The organism is Paenibacillus sp. LjRoot56 (assembly GCF_964253335.1).
Lineage (GTDB): Bacteria > Bacillota > Bacilli > Paenibacillales > NBRC-103111 > Paenibacillus_E > Paenibacillus_E allorhizoplanae.
The window spans coordinates 292888-306079 of sequence record NZ_CAXURV020000004.1; the positions used below are offsets into that span (position 1 = coordinate 292888).

General features: G+C 43.5%; 16 protein-coding genes and 1 other annotated feature. Of the genes, 2 read left to right on the forward strand and 14 right to left on the reverse strand.

From position 1 onward, the window contains the following. Nucleotides 1-34 precede the first annotated feature (34 nt). From ACSQ8O_RS26990 to ACSQ8O_RS27000, 3 genes are read right to left on the reverse strand one after another with little or no spacing between them, the layout of a single operon-like run. Nucleotides 35-940 (reverse strand): aminoglycoside phosphotransferase family protein, encoded by a 906-nt coding sequence (locus ACSQ8O_RS26990; protein WP_436244183.1) that lies wholly within the window; start codon nucleotides 938-940, stop codon nucleotides 35-37. Between the two features lie 50 nt (nucleotides 941-990). Then, nucleotides 991-1173 carry a hypothetical protein gene (locus tag ACSQ8O_RS26995; RefSeq protein ID WP_436244184.1) on the reverse strand — a complete coding sequence of 61 codons (183 nt, stop codon included), beginning with the start codon at nucleotides 1171-1173 and terminating at the stop codon, nucleotides 991-993. Further along, nucleotides 1163-1597 carry a DUF3221 domain-containing protein gene (locus tag ACSQ8O_RS27000; RefSeq protein WP_436244185.1) on the reverse strand — a complete coding sequence of 145 codons (435 nt, stop codon included), beginning with the start codon at nucleotides 1595-1597 and terminating at the stop codon, nucleotides 1163-1165. Before ACSQ8O_RS27000 ends, ACSQ8O_RS26995 begins: the two co-directional genes overlap by 11 nt. A gap of 155 nt (nucleotides 1598-1752) precedes the next feature. Here ACSQ8O_RS27000 and ACSQ8O_RS27005 point away from each other — a divergent pair, with 155 nt between their 5' ends. Continuing rightward, a complete protein-coding gene (locus ACSQ8O_RS27005; protein WP_436244186.1) occupies nucleotides 1753-2181 on the forward strand; it encodes a DUF1801 domain-containing protein in 429 nt (142 codons plus the stop codon). 101 nt (nucleotides 2182-2282) lie between these two features. On the opposite strand, the gene asd is transcribed toward ACSQ8O_RS27005, so the two are convergent. From asd to ACSQ8O_RS27020, 3 genes are all read right to left on the reverse strand, one after another. Beyond that, nucleotides 2283-3368 carry an aspartate-semialdehyde dehydrogenase gene (asd, locus tag ACSQ8O_RS27010; RefSeq protein ID WP_436244187.1) on the reverse strand — a complete coding sequence of 362 codons (1086 nt, stop codon included), beginning with the start codon at nucleotides 3366-3368 and terminating at the stop codon, nucleotides 2283-2285. 158 nt (nucleotides 3369-3526) lie between these two features. Further along, nucleotides 3527-3787 (reverse strand) — a binding site (T-box leader). Nucleotides 3788-3853: 66 nt separating this feature from the next. After that, a complete protein-coding gene (locus tag ACSQ8O_RS27015; protein WP_436244188.1) occupies nucleotides 3854-4936 on the reverse strand; it encodes a hypothetical protein in 1083 nt (360 codons plus the stop codon). Nucleotides 4937-5052: 116 nt separating this feature from the next. After that, nucleotides 5053-5499 (reverse strand): hypothetical protein, encoded by a 447-nt coding sequence (locus tag ACSQ8O_RS27020; protein WP_436244189.1) that lies wholly within the window; start codon nucleotides 5497-5499, stop codon nucleotides 5053-5055. Nucleotides 5500-5505: 6 nt separating this feature from the next. On the opposite strand from ACSQ8O_RS27020, the gene ACSQ8O_RS27025 reads away from it, so the two are divergent. Beyond that, nucleotides 5506-5634 carry a hypothetical protein gene (locus tag ACSQ8O_RS27025; RefSeq protein ID WP_436244190.1) on the forward strand — a complete coding sequence of 43 codons (129 nt, stop codon included), beginning with the start codon at nucleotides 5506-5508 and terminating at the stop codon, nucleotides 5632-5634. A gap of 64 nt (nucleotides 5635-5698) precedes the next feature. Here ACSQ8O_RS27025 and ACSQ8O_RS27030 read toward each other — a convergent pair whose 3' ends face one another. From ACSQ8O_RS27030 to ACSQ8O_RS27065, 8 genes are all read right to left on the reverse strand, one after another. After that, entirely contained in the window at nucleotides 5699-6382 is a 684-nt protein-coding gene (locus ACSQ8O_RS27030; RefSeq protein ID WP_436244191.1) for a TetR/AcrR family transcriptional regulator, read from the reverse strand. Continuing rightward, nucleotides 6372-7529 carry an FAD-dependent oxidoreductase gene (locus tag ACSQ8O_RS27035; RefSeq protein WP_436244192.1) on the reverse strand — a complete coding sequence of 386 codons (1158 nt, stop codon included), beginning with the start codon at nucleotides 7527-7529 and terminating at the stop codon, nucleotides 6372-6374. The genes ACSQ8O_RS27030 and ACSQ8O_RS27035 overlap by 11 nt, the downstream gene beginning before the upstream one ends. A 165-nt stretch (nucleotides 7530-7694) precedes the next feature. Continuing rightward, nucleotides 7695-8975 carry a serine dehydratase subunit alpha family protein gene (locus ACSQ8O_RS27040; protein WP_436244193.1) on the reverse strand — a complete coding sequence of 427 codons (1281 nt, stop codon included), beginning with the start codon at nucleotides 8973-8975 and terminating at the stop codon, nucleotides 7695-7697. Nucleotides 8976-9127: 152 nt separating this feature from the next. Beyond that, entirely contained in the window at nucleotides 9128-9436 is a 309-nt protein-coding gene (locus ACSQ8O_RS27045) for a hypothetical protein (RefSeq protein WP_436244194.1), read from the reverse strand. Nucleotides 9437-9713: 277 nt separating this feature from the next. Beyond that, nucleotides 9714-10259, reverse strand: a complete 546-nt coding sequence (locus ACSQ8O_RS27050) for a VanZ family protein (protein ID WP_436244195.1) — start codon at nucleotides 10257-10259, stop codon at nucleotides 9714-9716. Between the two features lie 37 nt (nucleotides 10260-10296). After that, complete coding sequence (locus tag ACSQ8O_RS27055; RefSeq protein WP_436244196.1) at nucleotides 10297-11166, reverse strand: M15 family metallopeptidase; 870 nt, start codon at nucleotides 11164-11166, stop codon at nucleotides 10297-10299. 101 nt (nucleotides 11167-11267) lie between these two features. Next, the gene (locus ACSQ8O_RS27060; protein WP_436244197.1) at nucleotides 11268-12353 is read right to left on the reverse strand and encodes an ATP-binding protein; all 1086 of its coding nucleotides are present in this window, start codon (nucleotides 12351-12353) and stop codon (nucleotides 11268-11270) included. After that, entirely contained in the window at nucleotides 12346-13041 is a 696-nt protein-coding gene (locus tag ACSQ8O_RS27065; RefSeq protein ID WP_436244198.1) for a response regulator transcription factor, read from the reverse strand. Before ACSQ8O_RS27065 ends, ACSQ8O_RS27060 begins: the two co-directional genes overlap by 8 nt. Nucleotides 13042-13192 lie beyond the last annotated feature (151 nt).

Below are 13192 nucleotides of genomic sequence, written 5' to 3' on the forward strand. Positions count from 1 at the left end.
TCCTATCTACAAATCATTGTGAACTTAAATTCTTTTATTCGTATAGCTTCGCATGCTCGCTAAGCACCTCATCAATCGCGCGTCGCGAAATGGCCGCAAGCCCTGGATTCTTGTCTATGTAGTAAGCGTAAGCGATCAATCCGAAGGAAAGTGCCCAGCCGCGCCCTCGCGACCATGTTGCTTCATCGACCGTTAACAAGCTGCGGAAATCCTCTCGGCTCTCCGATGTTAGAAATGTCCATGCCACCATAAGGTCACAGGCAGGATCACCCACGCCTAAGGTACCAAAGTCAATCACAGCGCTAAGTTCGCCCTGTTCAATGAGAAGATTCCCCGGGTGCAAATCTCCATGGATCCAAACACCTTGTCCTTGCCATACGGGAGTTTGAAGGGCCATGTCCCATGCAGCCTCTGCCACGACAGGGTCGATGATTTCTTTTAAACTCTCGATAGCATCTCGAACTGCCGTATCACGCAGCGCTAGTGGTTCGCCCCTGCCAGAATTGTGGGAACCTGGGGCGGGCCCGTCAGTAGGATCCACGGTCTGCATTGCATTAACGAAATGCGCCAACACTGTTGCTGCTTGGTTATAGCTGTCTAATTGTCCAACTGTCGCATTCTCGCCATCCAGCCAACGATACACTGACCAGAAACATGGGTAGTCTTCCGTGGGAACACCCTTTGCAAGTGGTACTGGCATGGATACCGGGATCATCGTGGCTAGCTTTGGAAGCCAACGCTGCTCTTTTTCCACTTGTCCAATAGCCCATTCTGCTCGAGGTAATCGAACCGCCATATCATCACCAAGGCGATAGATCGCATTGTCTGTTCCAGCTGAATCCACAGGCTGTAGGCGCAGCTCTGCCCATTGTGGAAATTGTGAACGGATCAGGTGTTGCACCAGTTTTAAGTCAATAGCAATCTCTTTCGATTGGCTCATTCGAACACTTCCTTTTGCCTAATTCAAGATTGAATGAATTGCCTCCGCCTCTAACTATCCATGACGACCTTTGTCACAAATTTCTCATTACCGAAATCATAACCTGCAAACCAAATTTTCACCTGTTTACCGACTGTTATATCAGAGAATTGTACGGGGCTGCTTCCCTTTCTTAGTTGTGCAATCGGAAGCAGTCTATGTTTTACCCCATCGATTTCAATGCTACGTTCCACATTCGCCAGTTGTAACTAACGCTGTGACCTTACCACTTGCATCACCGGCACCATTATCCAGTGCTATGATTTCAAAACGAAACCCTGTTGCTTGACCTGGATAACTCGTCAGCATCATTCCGTCCGTCCATACTTTAACGGTAGATCCAATCTGGACTTCATTCAGTTGTAACTTTTTCCCCTTGAACTCGATGCGTGCATGATCTGCCATACTATACCATGCAGCATCAGGCATTTTCATGTCTTGACCAATGAATTTATCGGGTGATACAACCAAAAAACTTCCCTTTTCATTAATCGCCGTGATTTTCCCGCTTACTTCGACTTGCTCTTCTACTACCTTTCGATCACCACAACTTGTAATCAGGACACCTATAAGAATCGTACATAGAACCATCGGAGACCAATATCGCTTTGTCCACATGAAATAACCCACCTTTGTTCCACATGATAATACGCAATTCCTGTTGTATGTATTAGACGATCATTTCCAGACGAATGTTTCTATTTCAAACAATTCTTTGGTAAAATAATCATGACTCGCCATCACATCGGTATCATCGATAAGGAGTGTTTTCAATGGCATACGAAGCCAAAATGAAAGAGACGGATAACAGCGTCCTTGAGTTTATCGAAAATGTGGAAAGTGTTAAAAAGCGTGAAGACGCTTATCAATTATTAGATATTTTTGCAGAGGCAACAGGTTATGAAGCGAAAATGTGGGGTCCAAGCATTATTGGTTTTGGCACTTATCATTACAAATATGCATCCGGTCACGAGGGCGATGCTCCGCTAGCTGGTTTCTCGCCGCGAAAAGCCAAAATCAGCTTGTATTTTGCTACAGGCGATACCGATCGAGAAGAATTATTGAAGCAGCTTGGCAAGCATGAGGCTGCAAAAGCCTGTGTATACATCAATAAAGTAGCAGATATCAATGTGGATATATTAAAAGCTCTAATCAGCCAATCGGTTACATTCCTGCAGGAACGTTACCCGAGTCATATCTAAAATAAAAAAAGGGGCCGCCTCCGTGTAGATCTATCTACGCGGGTGCGGCCCCTACTTGCATGTTAAGGGAATAGCCAAGTTCAGGCTGAGCCTATGGGGCTTTATTTTGCTTGAATATAACCTTCTGCTTTAAGCAACTCAGCGATTAGAACCGCACCACCTGCTGCACCGCGCAACGTGTTATGCGACAATCCCACAAATTTATAATCAAACATGGAATCTTCACGCAAACGCCCAACGGAAACGCCCATCCCGCGCTCAATCTCGCGATCTAGCTTCGTTTGAGGTCTATTTTCTTCTTCAAAATAAGTGATGAACTGTTTCGGAGCACTAGGCAGATTCAACTCTTGCGGACGTCCTTTGTAGTTCAACCAGCGAGAAAGAATTTCTTCTTTCGAAGGTTTATTCTCGAAAGATGCAAACACAGTTGCCAAATGTCCGTCCGTTACTGGAACACGAATACATTGCGTCGTAATTAGCGGAGAACTCGCTTTAACGATTTCATTATTTACGATATTGCCCCAGATACGCAGCGGCTCTTGCTCACTTTTCTCTTCTTCCCCACCGATGTAAGGAATAACGTTATCCAACATCTCTGGCCAATCAGTGAAGTTTTTACCTGCGCCTGAGATCGCTTGATACGTCGAAGCAACCACATTCGTAGGTTTAAAATCTAACAAAGCATGAAGCGCTGGTACATAGCTTTGGATCGAGCAGTTCGGTTTAACAGCGATAAAACCTGTCGAAGTGCCCAGACGTTTTCTTTGCGCAGCAATGATTTCAATATGACCTGGATTAACTTCTGGAATAACCATCGGAATATCAGGTGTCCAACGGTGAGCTGAGTTATTTGAGATAACTGGCGTGCCCGTTTTGGCGTAAGCTTCTTCTAACGCTTTAATTTCATCCTTTTTCATATCAACGGCGCAAAAAATAAAATCAACCCCAGTGGCAACTTCCTCCACTTTTGATGCATCTTGCACGATAATTTGTTTCACATTTTCAGGGATTGGTGTAGCCAGCTTCCATCTGCTTTGAACAGATTCTTCATACGTTTTACCAGCAGAGCTGCTGCTTGCTGCTATGGCAGTTACTTCGAACCATGGATGTTGATCCAGCAATTCAACGAATCTCTGGCCAACCATGCCAGTTCCTCCAACAATACCTACTTTTAATTTTCTCGACATTCTATATTCAAATCCTTTCATATTCGTATGATACTGATGATAAGCATCTTAATAGTAAATTCAAACTGATTATTTTTCGGTGTGTCTAATATTATAGCACGTGCGCAAAGTTTCTTACGCAATAACAAAAAAATCCCACCCCCAAGACTATTGCCAGTCTTAGGGACGAGATTCATATCCTCGTGGTACCACCCAGTTTCACCAATATGTCGCCATATCAGCCTCTTCAAGTACGACAGGCCGAAGCCTTGCGTATACTTTAGCTCTATAACAGGAGCTCCTGTCACACCATCCCCCTCAATTGGTTCCGATGTGCTGCTCTGAGGCTTTGTTCAATAAAGTTCTCTTTACTCCTTTTCAGCGGACGGAGCTCTCTGTGAAAGATTTCATTTATTTACTCTTCTCTTCAACGCATTTGTTATTGCGATAATATTATCAAATTACGAGAGGTACGTAAACAATAAATTTTGGAAACTTCATTATTTTTATTGAGTTGCTCCATGGGGATTCCTGATCCATCTAGGCCCTACCCATGTTTCAATTAGAAAACTCTCAGCGAATTTGCTGCGGAAAAGCCCAATGACATGAACTTTTTGCGGCGAGAGTGCGAACGAAAGCGTACTGTCAGGGTGAGGCGAATCTTGAAGTGAAGTTGACTGCTGGAGAAGCAAATTCGTATCTACTTGTTCAAAGTTGCCTACCTGTTGCAGCTCCAACTGAATCCATTGGGGTCCAAGCCAGGTTGCAACTTGAAACCACTTCGTATCTGTTACATGGCCATAAGTGAGCCAATCCTCTTGAACTGCAACGATACGAACATTCTGCGGTGAGATCATCCCATTCAATCCCGTAGATGTATCCTTAGAGCTATACATAGGCGTATTCTCAAATAAGGTAATAACACTTGGAAATCCAGGTTGAGATGGCGGTGTTATTTTCGATGCCTCTTCCTCGTATCTACTCATCACTTTGTACATAATCGAAATGGCTTCAGCGTTCGTCAGATTCTCTTTCGGCCGAAAATTGGTTATCGTTGCGCTGTCTAACAAGCCCTCCCGATAGGAAGTTTGAACAAGCCCTTGATGCATCTCCCTAATGTCTTTGAAATCTAAGAAATCTTTACTCGCATCCAGTTGCTTGTTATCCGCACTGCCTTGTACAAGGCTAAACGACAGCAATTTAATTAATCCACCTACTGCCGTCTCGCGATTCACTTGTTGCGCGTACTTCGGAACCAGATCATAGATATAGCCGGCAATCAAATCGTCTTCTTTGCCTTTTGGCAGCTGTACTCCCATCTTGATCATCGTTGCCCAGTTTCCAATATCAATCGGCTCGTCATATCGCGCTGGGTTAAGAACATAGAAGTAGAACGAGTTCCACTCTTCCCTCGTGATCGGTCCTTCCATCGAGCTGCCGTCCTTATACGGCACGATCTGCTGTTTATAGCTCTTTTGTTCGGGTTCAACCCAGTGCGACTCTGCCGCGAATGACGGTAATGGAAGCATAACTAGCATGAGTGCCAACAGGATCGTTACTTTGTGCAAAAATAGACCTGCTCTTTTCATACGCATCACTCCAAACGTTATTTACTACTCAATTAGACGATATGATCCACCAATAGTTTCCATTTCAAGCAATGAAATATTGAAAAAAGGACTGCCCAGAGGCAGCCCTTCAAATCCTAATGTGAAGCCGAATAGGCTTCCAATTCTGAAGCAGGATCGAATTTCTCTTTACCCATCGCGAATGCAGCCACAAGTGCGATAACGGATGGAATAATTGCCCATGCAAAGGTATGAACGATCGATGAGGACAAAGCCTCTGTAATTTTATCAAGAACCTGAACGGGGATGAGTTCCCGGGTTTCTGGTGTCAATATTTTACGCGGGTCACTAAGATCCACACCTTCTAGCATTTGACCACCTGCACGGAACATACCAGCTAATTGATTGGCAAAATGATGGCTTTGAATGATACCAAATACAGTTATCCCCAGCGTCATCCCAAGTGAATGCATGAAATAACCTACTACAAGAATAGCTAATGTCGGAATCATGATGGAGCGGTATTTGAACTTAGCGAGCATGGAACCACCACCCGCGGTAGTCACGACTGAACCGAGCATCATGGGTAGATGGTGAAATTGGCTTCCTCTTATACGGATGAAGAGCTTGCGTTCATCACGAAGTTTCTAGACCAAGCTAGTCATGTGCTTGATGAGCAAATTGATCAACTCAGCGCAAAGCTTAGCAGCAAATCATGATCTTGATGCAAAAAAAGGACAACACCTTTAAGTCCTTGTGACTTGGTGGTGTTGTCCTTTTTAACTAATTAGAACTCGGCTTCCCTTGCAATATACCTTGCAGAATCACTTCCAACCCCCAGCGAAAACGTTCTTTACCTTCCGCTGAGGTCATCTCCTCTCTCAACCCGAAAAGCAACGGGTATCGCTTGGCATCCAGAGATTGATAAGAATCTTTTACTGTTTGTAGAGTTGTTCCAACTTGATTTCGAGCTGTTTGTTCGAAAGCAACGGAGGACACATAGAGAAGAAGTAAATCAACACCCCATGCCGCAGATGTGGCACCGACACCAGCTTCTTGCAGTTGCTGAAGCATATACTCTGTAAGGCCTAATGAGTTATGTCCAACCGGAATTGTTGTAAGCGCGAGCTCTGCGATTCCTGGGGCGTCGAATAGAACTGTTAAGTACGAGTCTAACACATCGAATAGCCGCGATTGCCAAGTTCCTGAATCTGACGTTGGAAGAACCACTTCCGCAAGCCCAGCATCCAATACATAGGCACTCAACTCCTGTTGGTTAGTTACATACACATATAAGGATGATGGGCCTGTATCCAACGCCTTTGCGATTTTCCGCATGCTTAGTCCAGTTGAGCCTTCTGACTTTACTAATACCAATGCTGTTTCCACGATCAGTTCTTTACTTAATGGCTCCTTAGCCGGGCGTGCACGACGGCTTATAACCGTTCGACTTGGTTTATTGGTCATGATACTGATTCATCAGCTCCATTAATTTAGGTGCGGCATCCTCGCCAAAACATAGCGCGAGATTATCATCGGACATTTTAGCAGATTCTGCCGTGTATTGATACATGTTCTCTTCATAGGCTTGAACGGCAGCACTCAAATCCTGATGCGCAACGATGGACAATGCCAGTTCAGCAGCATCAAGCATAGCCAGATTCACACCCTCCCCTGCAAATGGAGACATCAAATGCGCGGCATCACCGATCAGTGTAACACCTGGTTTGTGTGTCCATGTAAGCCCGACAGGCAACATATAAATACGTCTCGGCACGATTGGACCTTCCGCGGAGCTAATATATCTTGTTAGCGATTCATCCCAGTCGCCAAAAAGTTTCAACAACTGATGCTTCGCCTCCTCAGGCTGACCAAACGGTATACCACTTGTATCTAGCCAATCTTGTTCCACTTGAAAAGCTGCATACACACAAAGTCGACCGTCGCCATTCAACTGTCCCAAAATACCCTTATGATCTGACAAAGCAAACAACTTTCCACGTCGATTAAAAGCAGCAATCTCTGGATGCTCCTCAGCTACATTATTAAGATATAGTTCAACCATACTAAGTCCTGTATACGTTGGTACTGCATTAGTCAGTAACGGTCGTATACGAGAGAAGGCACCGTCTGCGGCCACAACGAGATCAACGATATCCACATGTCCATTATCGAAATGAAGCTCATGCTGGCCATTATCCTTAGGTATGGCATGGCTTAGATTGTAGCCCCAACGGATACAAGATGGGTCGATAGCGTTCAGCAATAGTCCGCGGAGCGTGCCACGATCAATTTCGGGTCGATCTCCCTCTTTTGAATCTGCCACTTCGTCTAGGTATACCTTGCCGGTTTTATCAAGTAGACGGAAATCTTCCCCTTCATAGCGAGCTAATGCTTGGAATTGTTCAATTAAACCAGCTTCTCTAAGGGCTCTTTGCCCCGATTCCGGGTGTATGTCTAAAGAACCGCCTTGCTGACGACTTGTTGGTGATGTTTCACGTTCATAAACGACCGTCTTCACGCCATGCTCCTGCAGAATTCTAGCAAGTGTTAACCCGCCAGGGCCAGCGCCTATAATTGCTATACGATGTTGTTCATTTCTATTTGTCATCATGGTGTGCACCTCGGAATTAGATTTGGAATGTCATGATCTAGTTATACCATAACGAACACTGTTCGTAAAGTACACTGTTCTTTAATCTTTTTCCAATTGTGCACACGCCTATCTCATTCTTCAATAAAATGAAAAAAATCCGCCTCTCGGCGGATCCTAAACTAACTATATGTTTTTATTTAACATCATTTCAAGGACAAGCTTATCGATATCGGATGTGGCTTCATTCCCGATCCGACAGAAGTTATCAATCGTCTTTTCAGCGTCATTTTCGATAAAGCCATTTGTGGAGGATATGGTCATTCCCTTCGAAGAGAGAAGCGCAGATTGAACCGCTGCACTCGTACAAGTGGCCACTTTCATCGCACAGCCGCCTTTAGCACCATCACACATCATCCCTGTTACATTGCCGAGCATGTTTTGGATCGCGGCTTTAATCTCGTTCTTCCCACCGCCGAGCAGATAGGTAATCCCACAGCTAGCACCTGTCCCAGATACAGTGACCCCGCATAAAGCGGACAATCGACCGAACTTGGATTTGATATGAATCGTAACTAGGTGACTTAACGCTACAGCACGAATGAGTTGTTCCTCCGATGAGCCAAGCTTCTCAGCTGCTGCAATAACAGGATTCGTCGCGGCAATACCTTGATTTCCACTGCCAGAATTCGCCATAACAGGCATGCTCGAACCCGCCATGCGACCATCCGACCCCGCAGAAGCAAGCGCCATCGCGTGAGAGATTAAATCATCAGACAAAATGCCTTTTTTCACATTCTCTTTAATCGTCTTCCCGACTTGGAGACCATAGTCATTCGCTAAGCCATCTAATCCCGCTTTACGGTTCAATTCAATACTTTGCTTGACCAATTGGAGCTCAGCTAGATCAACTGTATTTACGAATTCTACGATGCCATCGACCGTAAGTTCGCCACGTTCCTCTTTCGAACTCTTGAAGCTCGCGTTGGCACAGCCTCCTGATTCAACGACCTTCCCATCAACCTCAATTAAGGTGATATTCGTGTGGTTATCTGTGATAACAACCTTTGCATAACTTTGCTCTGTGTTAACGATGACCTCAATATATAATTTTCTGGTCGTATCAGCGAGATGAACCACCGATAAGCCCTGTTCTACCATGTCCTGCGCCATAACAACATCACCCGGTTGAATATCAGCAAGCACTTCTAATTGCTTGTCCGCATTCCCTGCGATTGCTCCCAAAGCCGCGACAAAATCAATCCCGGTTACATTCGTACCTGGAATCCCAACTGCTAGAGCATTTTTGATGATCCCTGCGCTGGCATAAACGGTTACTTTTTCAATAGGACCCTTCACATAACTTCGTGCCTTCGCGGCAGCTAAGGCGATCGCAACAGGCTCTGTGCAGCCTAGCGCGACGACGAGTTCTGTTTGTAATATGTGAATGAATGTATGTGTATGCAAAGATGCCCCCCCTTAATCCCCTAGTTGTCTGTGATCCTCGAATAATAAATTAGCTTGTCAGCTAAGTTCAACTACTACTATAGCGTAAATGTATGTGGAGAGTATGTTGAAAATATTAGATGAATTGTGTGTAGATCAGAAACATCACAATTTTAACCTTCAGCCACATCGGCTCCCAATTCACTTGCTACCTCTAGCATCTTAGGAATGACGGCTTCATTCGTACCCGAAACATAAATATCTCCCTGATAATGCCGAAAAGGAATCTTGATTTCGCCACAGCTCCACATGAAGAAATCCCCCTCGATCGACATGCTGGTGGCACCCTTCACTGTAAATACGGATGAATAAGTGAAATCCGGTTGTGTAGAAAAGTATTGTTTACACTCTTCCAATGAAATGGATGGTTCGGCTTGTTCATTTTGTTGAAAAGCTCTCGTAATGCGATAACGTTGACTCATTGTATGCCCTCCGTGAATGTATAATCTCATCTGATAAATAACGGCTTGAAGAACTCTTTGTCGTCGTTCTGGACACAAAGCCCTGTATAATCTTCGAACACTCTCTTATGATAGGACAAATTTAGAAGAATGCCAACTAGAGACAATGGAGCGTGGTAACAAGTGGGTAAATGGAAATCAGGAACAGATAGCCATTCACCTCCTCGTGAACGCGAATAGGCTGTCCTCAAGTAGATTGATTTACTTGTAGAACGGCCTATTCTCGCCTGTCATCACCTTAGGTGATGTTACCTTCTTTTGAAAACGTCATGTGTTGAGAATCGAACATACGTATGATAATTGACTTGCATTTTATGGACAGCTTAAAAATAGAATACCCGAGTAGACCACCTAACCCATTTAGAATGAGATCATCCACATCAAAGCTCCCCATTGAAAGTACAACTTGTAAACTTTCCAAGCATAAACTTAACCCCACAGACCTCAGGAGTGCACCGAACAATGAAATCTTCTTATGCCGCCACATCAAGACTAGAAACATGCCGTAAGGCATGAATACCGCGATATTCCCAAACAAATTTACGAGATCATGCGGAGATAAACTTTGAATATTATTCGATATTGAAACGAAAGGCTTGAAGTTCGCAAATTCTAATCGATTTTGGATATGTTCAGGATTATCGATATTCCGCTGAAGTTGTTGCCACAGAGAAGGTAAGTCAATGGAACTGAATTTAAATAATATGACCTTGAACAGAACATATAGATATAAGGCGAATAAAGCCGACAGCAGCATCTCATTCCATATTTTCATTTGTTTCATACCGCAAGCTCACTCTCCCTAATTAATTAGTTACACCTTATGGAAACAAAGTTATAATAACGCCATCCATATTGTTGCCCGATAGGTGGTAGGAACGATTGGTAGGCACTTGGATCGTGCTATTTTGTGTGATCGGACTGTAAGAAATCTCGTAGATCTTCCCTTTTACCTTCGTTGTAATGTTCTTTTGTTGTTTCAAATAAGCCAAATATTCTTCTAACGTTAAGTTCATCTGCTGCATAATCAGACTGTGTGGTAAGCCTACATAACGAAAATGCCAAGGTTCATATTGAATGCCAGTAATAGCTGTTTTATCCTTGGGATACCGTAAAATAAACCCATATTCCGCGGCATTCCGGGTCAACCATTCTCCCTCAGGCGCTTGATTCATATCAGTTTGTGTAGAACCAATATCAAGAGCCAATCCTAAGTTATGTTCACTATATCCCGCAGGTAATGCATAATTAGATCCCATATCTTTATAGAGCTGACCTTGCTCTTGATTGTCTCGGTAACCACTATTAATCATAAAATGACGTACACCGTCTTTTTCTGCAGCTTTCATCATCGTTGTAAAGGGTTGAATGATGCTTTGTGACAATCGGATCGAGTTATCTAGCAAACCAAATCCTTGGACCAACTCTTTATGTTTAAAAAGATTGAGCACATCCGTGTGAATCCCCACTTGATGAACCGGATTCTCTTTATTGATTAAGACTAGATTCCCTTGGTATATCTGATCCTTGGTCAGTTTAATCACAAGATCCTTAGCTGGAGACATCACCACATGAGGACTCATTTCTACTTCCGTTTGGTCAACTTGACGATCTGCTTTTGCTGAATGCTGCTGTATAGCCTCATAACTGAGAAGAACGGCTATTACAAGCCAAAAAACCCACTTCTTCATAACTAATTTCCCTCCTAAACCTTGCTTGCATTTAGAATAAAGAAAACTGTTTAAATTAGAAGTGGGACAAATATAAAATTTTTCTTAAACTTCGGTTATTCTCATATCGGTAAACGCACTTCAAAAAGCGTGCGAATCACATTACTTTGAACTGTAATCGTTCCACCGTGCTGTTCTACAATATTTTTGGCAATGAATAAACCAAGTCCCGTACTCCCTCCCTGATGAGTTCGAGCCTGGTCACCTGTATAAAACATTTCAAATAGATGTGGAAGCTCATCTTCAGGTATGCAATTGCCATAATTGATCACTTGAACGACGGCTTCTCCCCCGTCCCTCTGGCCTTTAATATCGACAAACTGACCATCTTTTCCATAGCGATTGGCATTGGTCAATAGATTTTCAAATACACGGGCAAGCAACTCTCCATCAGCCAATATTTCCAAGTGCGGTAAGATGTCCATTCGGCTTATCAAATTACTCTTTTCAAAAACAGGATACAATTCCTCATTTAATTGGATAAGCAGCTCGCTTAAATCAATTTGCTTCTTTTCAATGGTCAACATGCCATATTTCATCCGCGTAATTTCAAATAATTCATCAATAAGCTTCTCTAAGCGTAGCGATTTGTTATAAGCGATGGTCGTATAATGTATCATTTGTTCCCTCGACAACTGCTCGTCCTGGAGAATAAAATCCAAATAACCAATGACCGAGGTGAGCGGCGTACGTAGATCGTGAGCTAAGTTCAACACGAGCTGATCCTTACTATTTTCTGCAAAATCCCCACGTTCAACCGCTTGCTGCAGCTTCTCACTCGCCATATTAATATCATCAGCAATATCCTTGAACTCGTCATTAGAATCAATGTGAATACGGCTGAGGAAGTCACCACCAGCAAGACGATGAATTCCCGTCGAGATCTCGTTAAAATATGTGGCATAGCGCTTCGTTAGGAAGAAGAAAAACAAAATAGAAAGCGGAACAAACACAATCAAGAAAAAGTTTAAATCCCCAATTGTATTCACAAAATGACGTAATTTAGCTACAGGATCTTCCCTTCGAACACCTGCATAATAAAGCTTCAATACGCGATAAAGTATAAAAGTAAATGTACCGGACAATAGCATGCTAAGCCCTAATAAACCGATCATTTTAGATCGAAAGCTGCGTAATAAATTAGCCATTGAATGTATATCCCACGCCCCATACTGTTTTGATTAATTTGTTTTTATTGCTATCTTCACCGAGTTTTTTGCGCAGCGTACGAATATGTACCATGACCGTGTTACCACTTTCATAGTAAGCTTCCCCCCACACATGTCCAAAAATATGTTCTGCACTGAACACTTTCTTAGGGTGACTCGCTAAAAGGTACAGAATATCAAATTCTTTCGGTGTAAGCTCGACTTTCTCTCCATATAGAAGAACGGACCTTTGATCCACATCGATGGTCACGCCTCCCACGTCCAATACGGGACTGCTTGCTGCTGCCGGCTGGCTCAACTGAATAGAGCGCCGCAGCTGAGCATTCACCCGAGCGACCAGTTCCATAGGGTTGAACGGTTTCGTCATATAATCGACTGCGCCCATAACTAACCCGGTAATTTTATCTAAATCAGAGGATTTGGCACTCAAAAAAATGATCGGCAATGGATAGCGCTCTCGAATTTGCCGCGTCACTTCATACCCATCCATCTTCGGCATCATGATATCCAAAATAGCTAGATCAATGGCATGCGACTCAATGGCTTGAATGGCTTCCTTTCCATCGGAAACTTTGATCAAGTGATACCCTTCTTTTTCCAAATGTAACGCAACCAAATCGGCGATCTCCGCCTCATCATCTGCGATTAAAATCGTCGTACGTTTCATTCTTATCGCACTCCTCATAATACTTGTAACTGTCGTTTACAATTCATTCCTATTATAACCGATTCGTCTTCTATGGGTACCTCTCTTCCAACTTTTCTCAATGGACAAGCATAACACCGTATCTTTCAAGCATTAGATGGGAAAATATAAA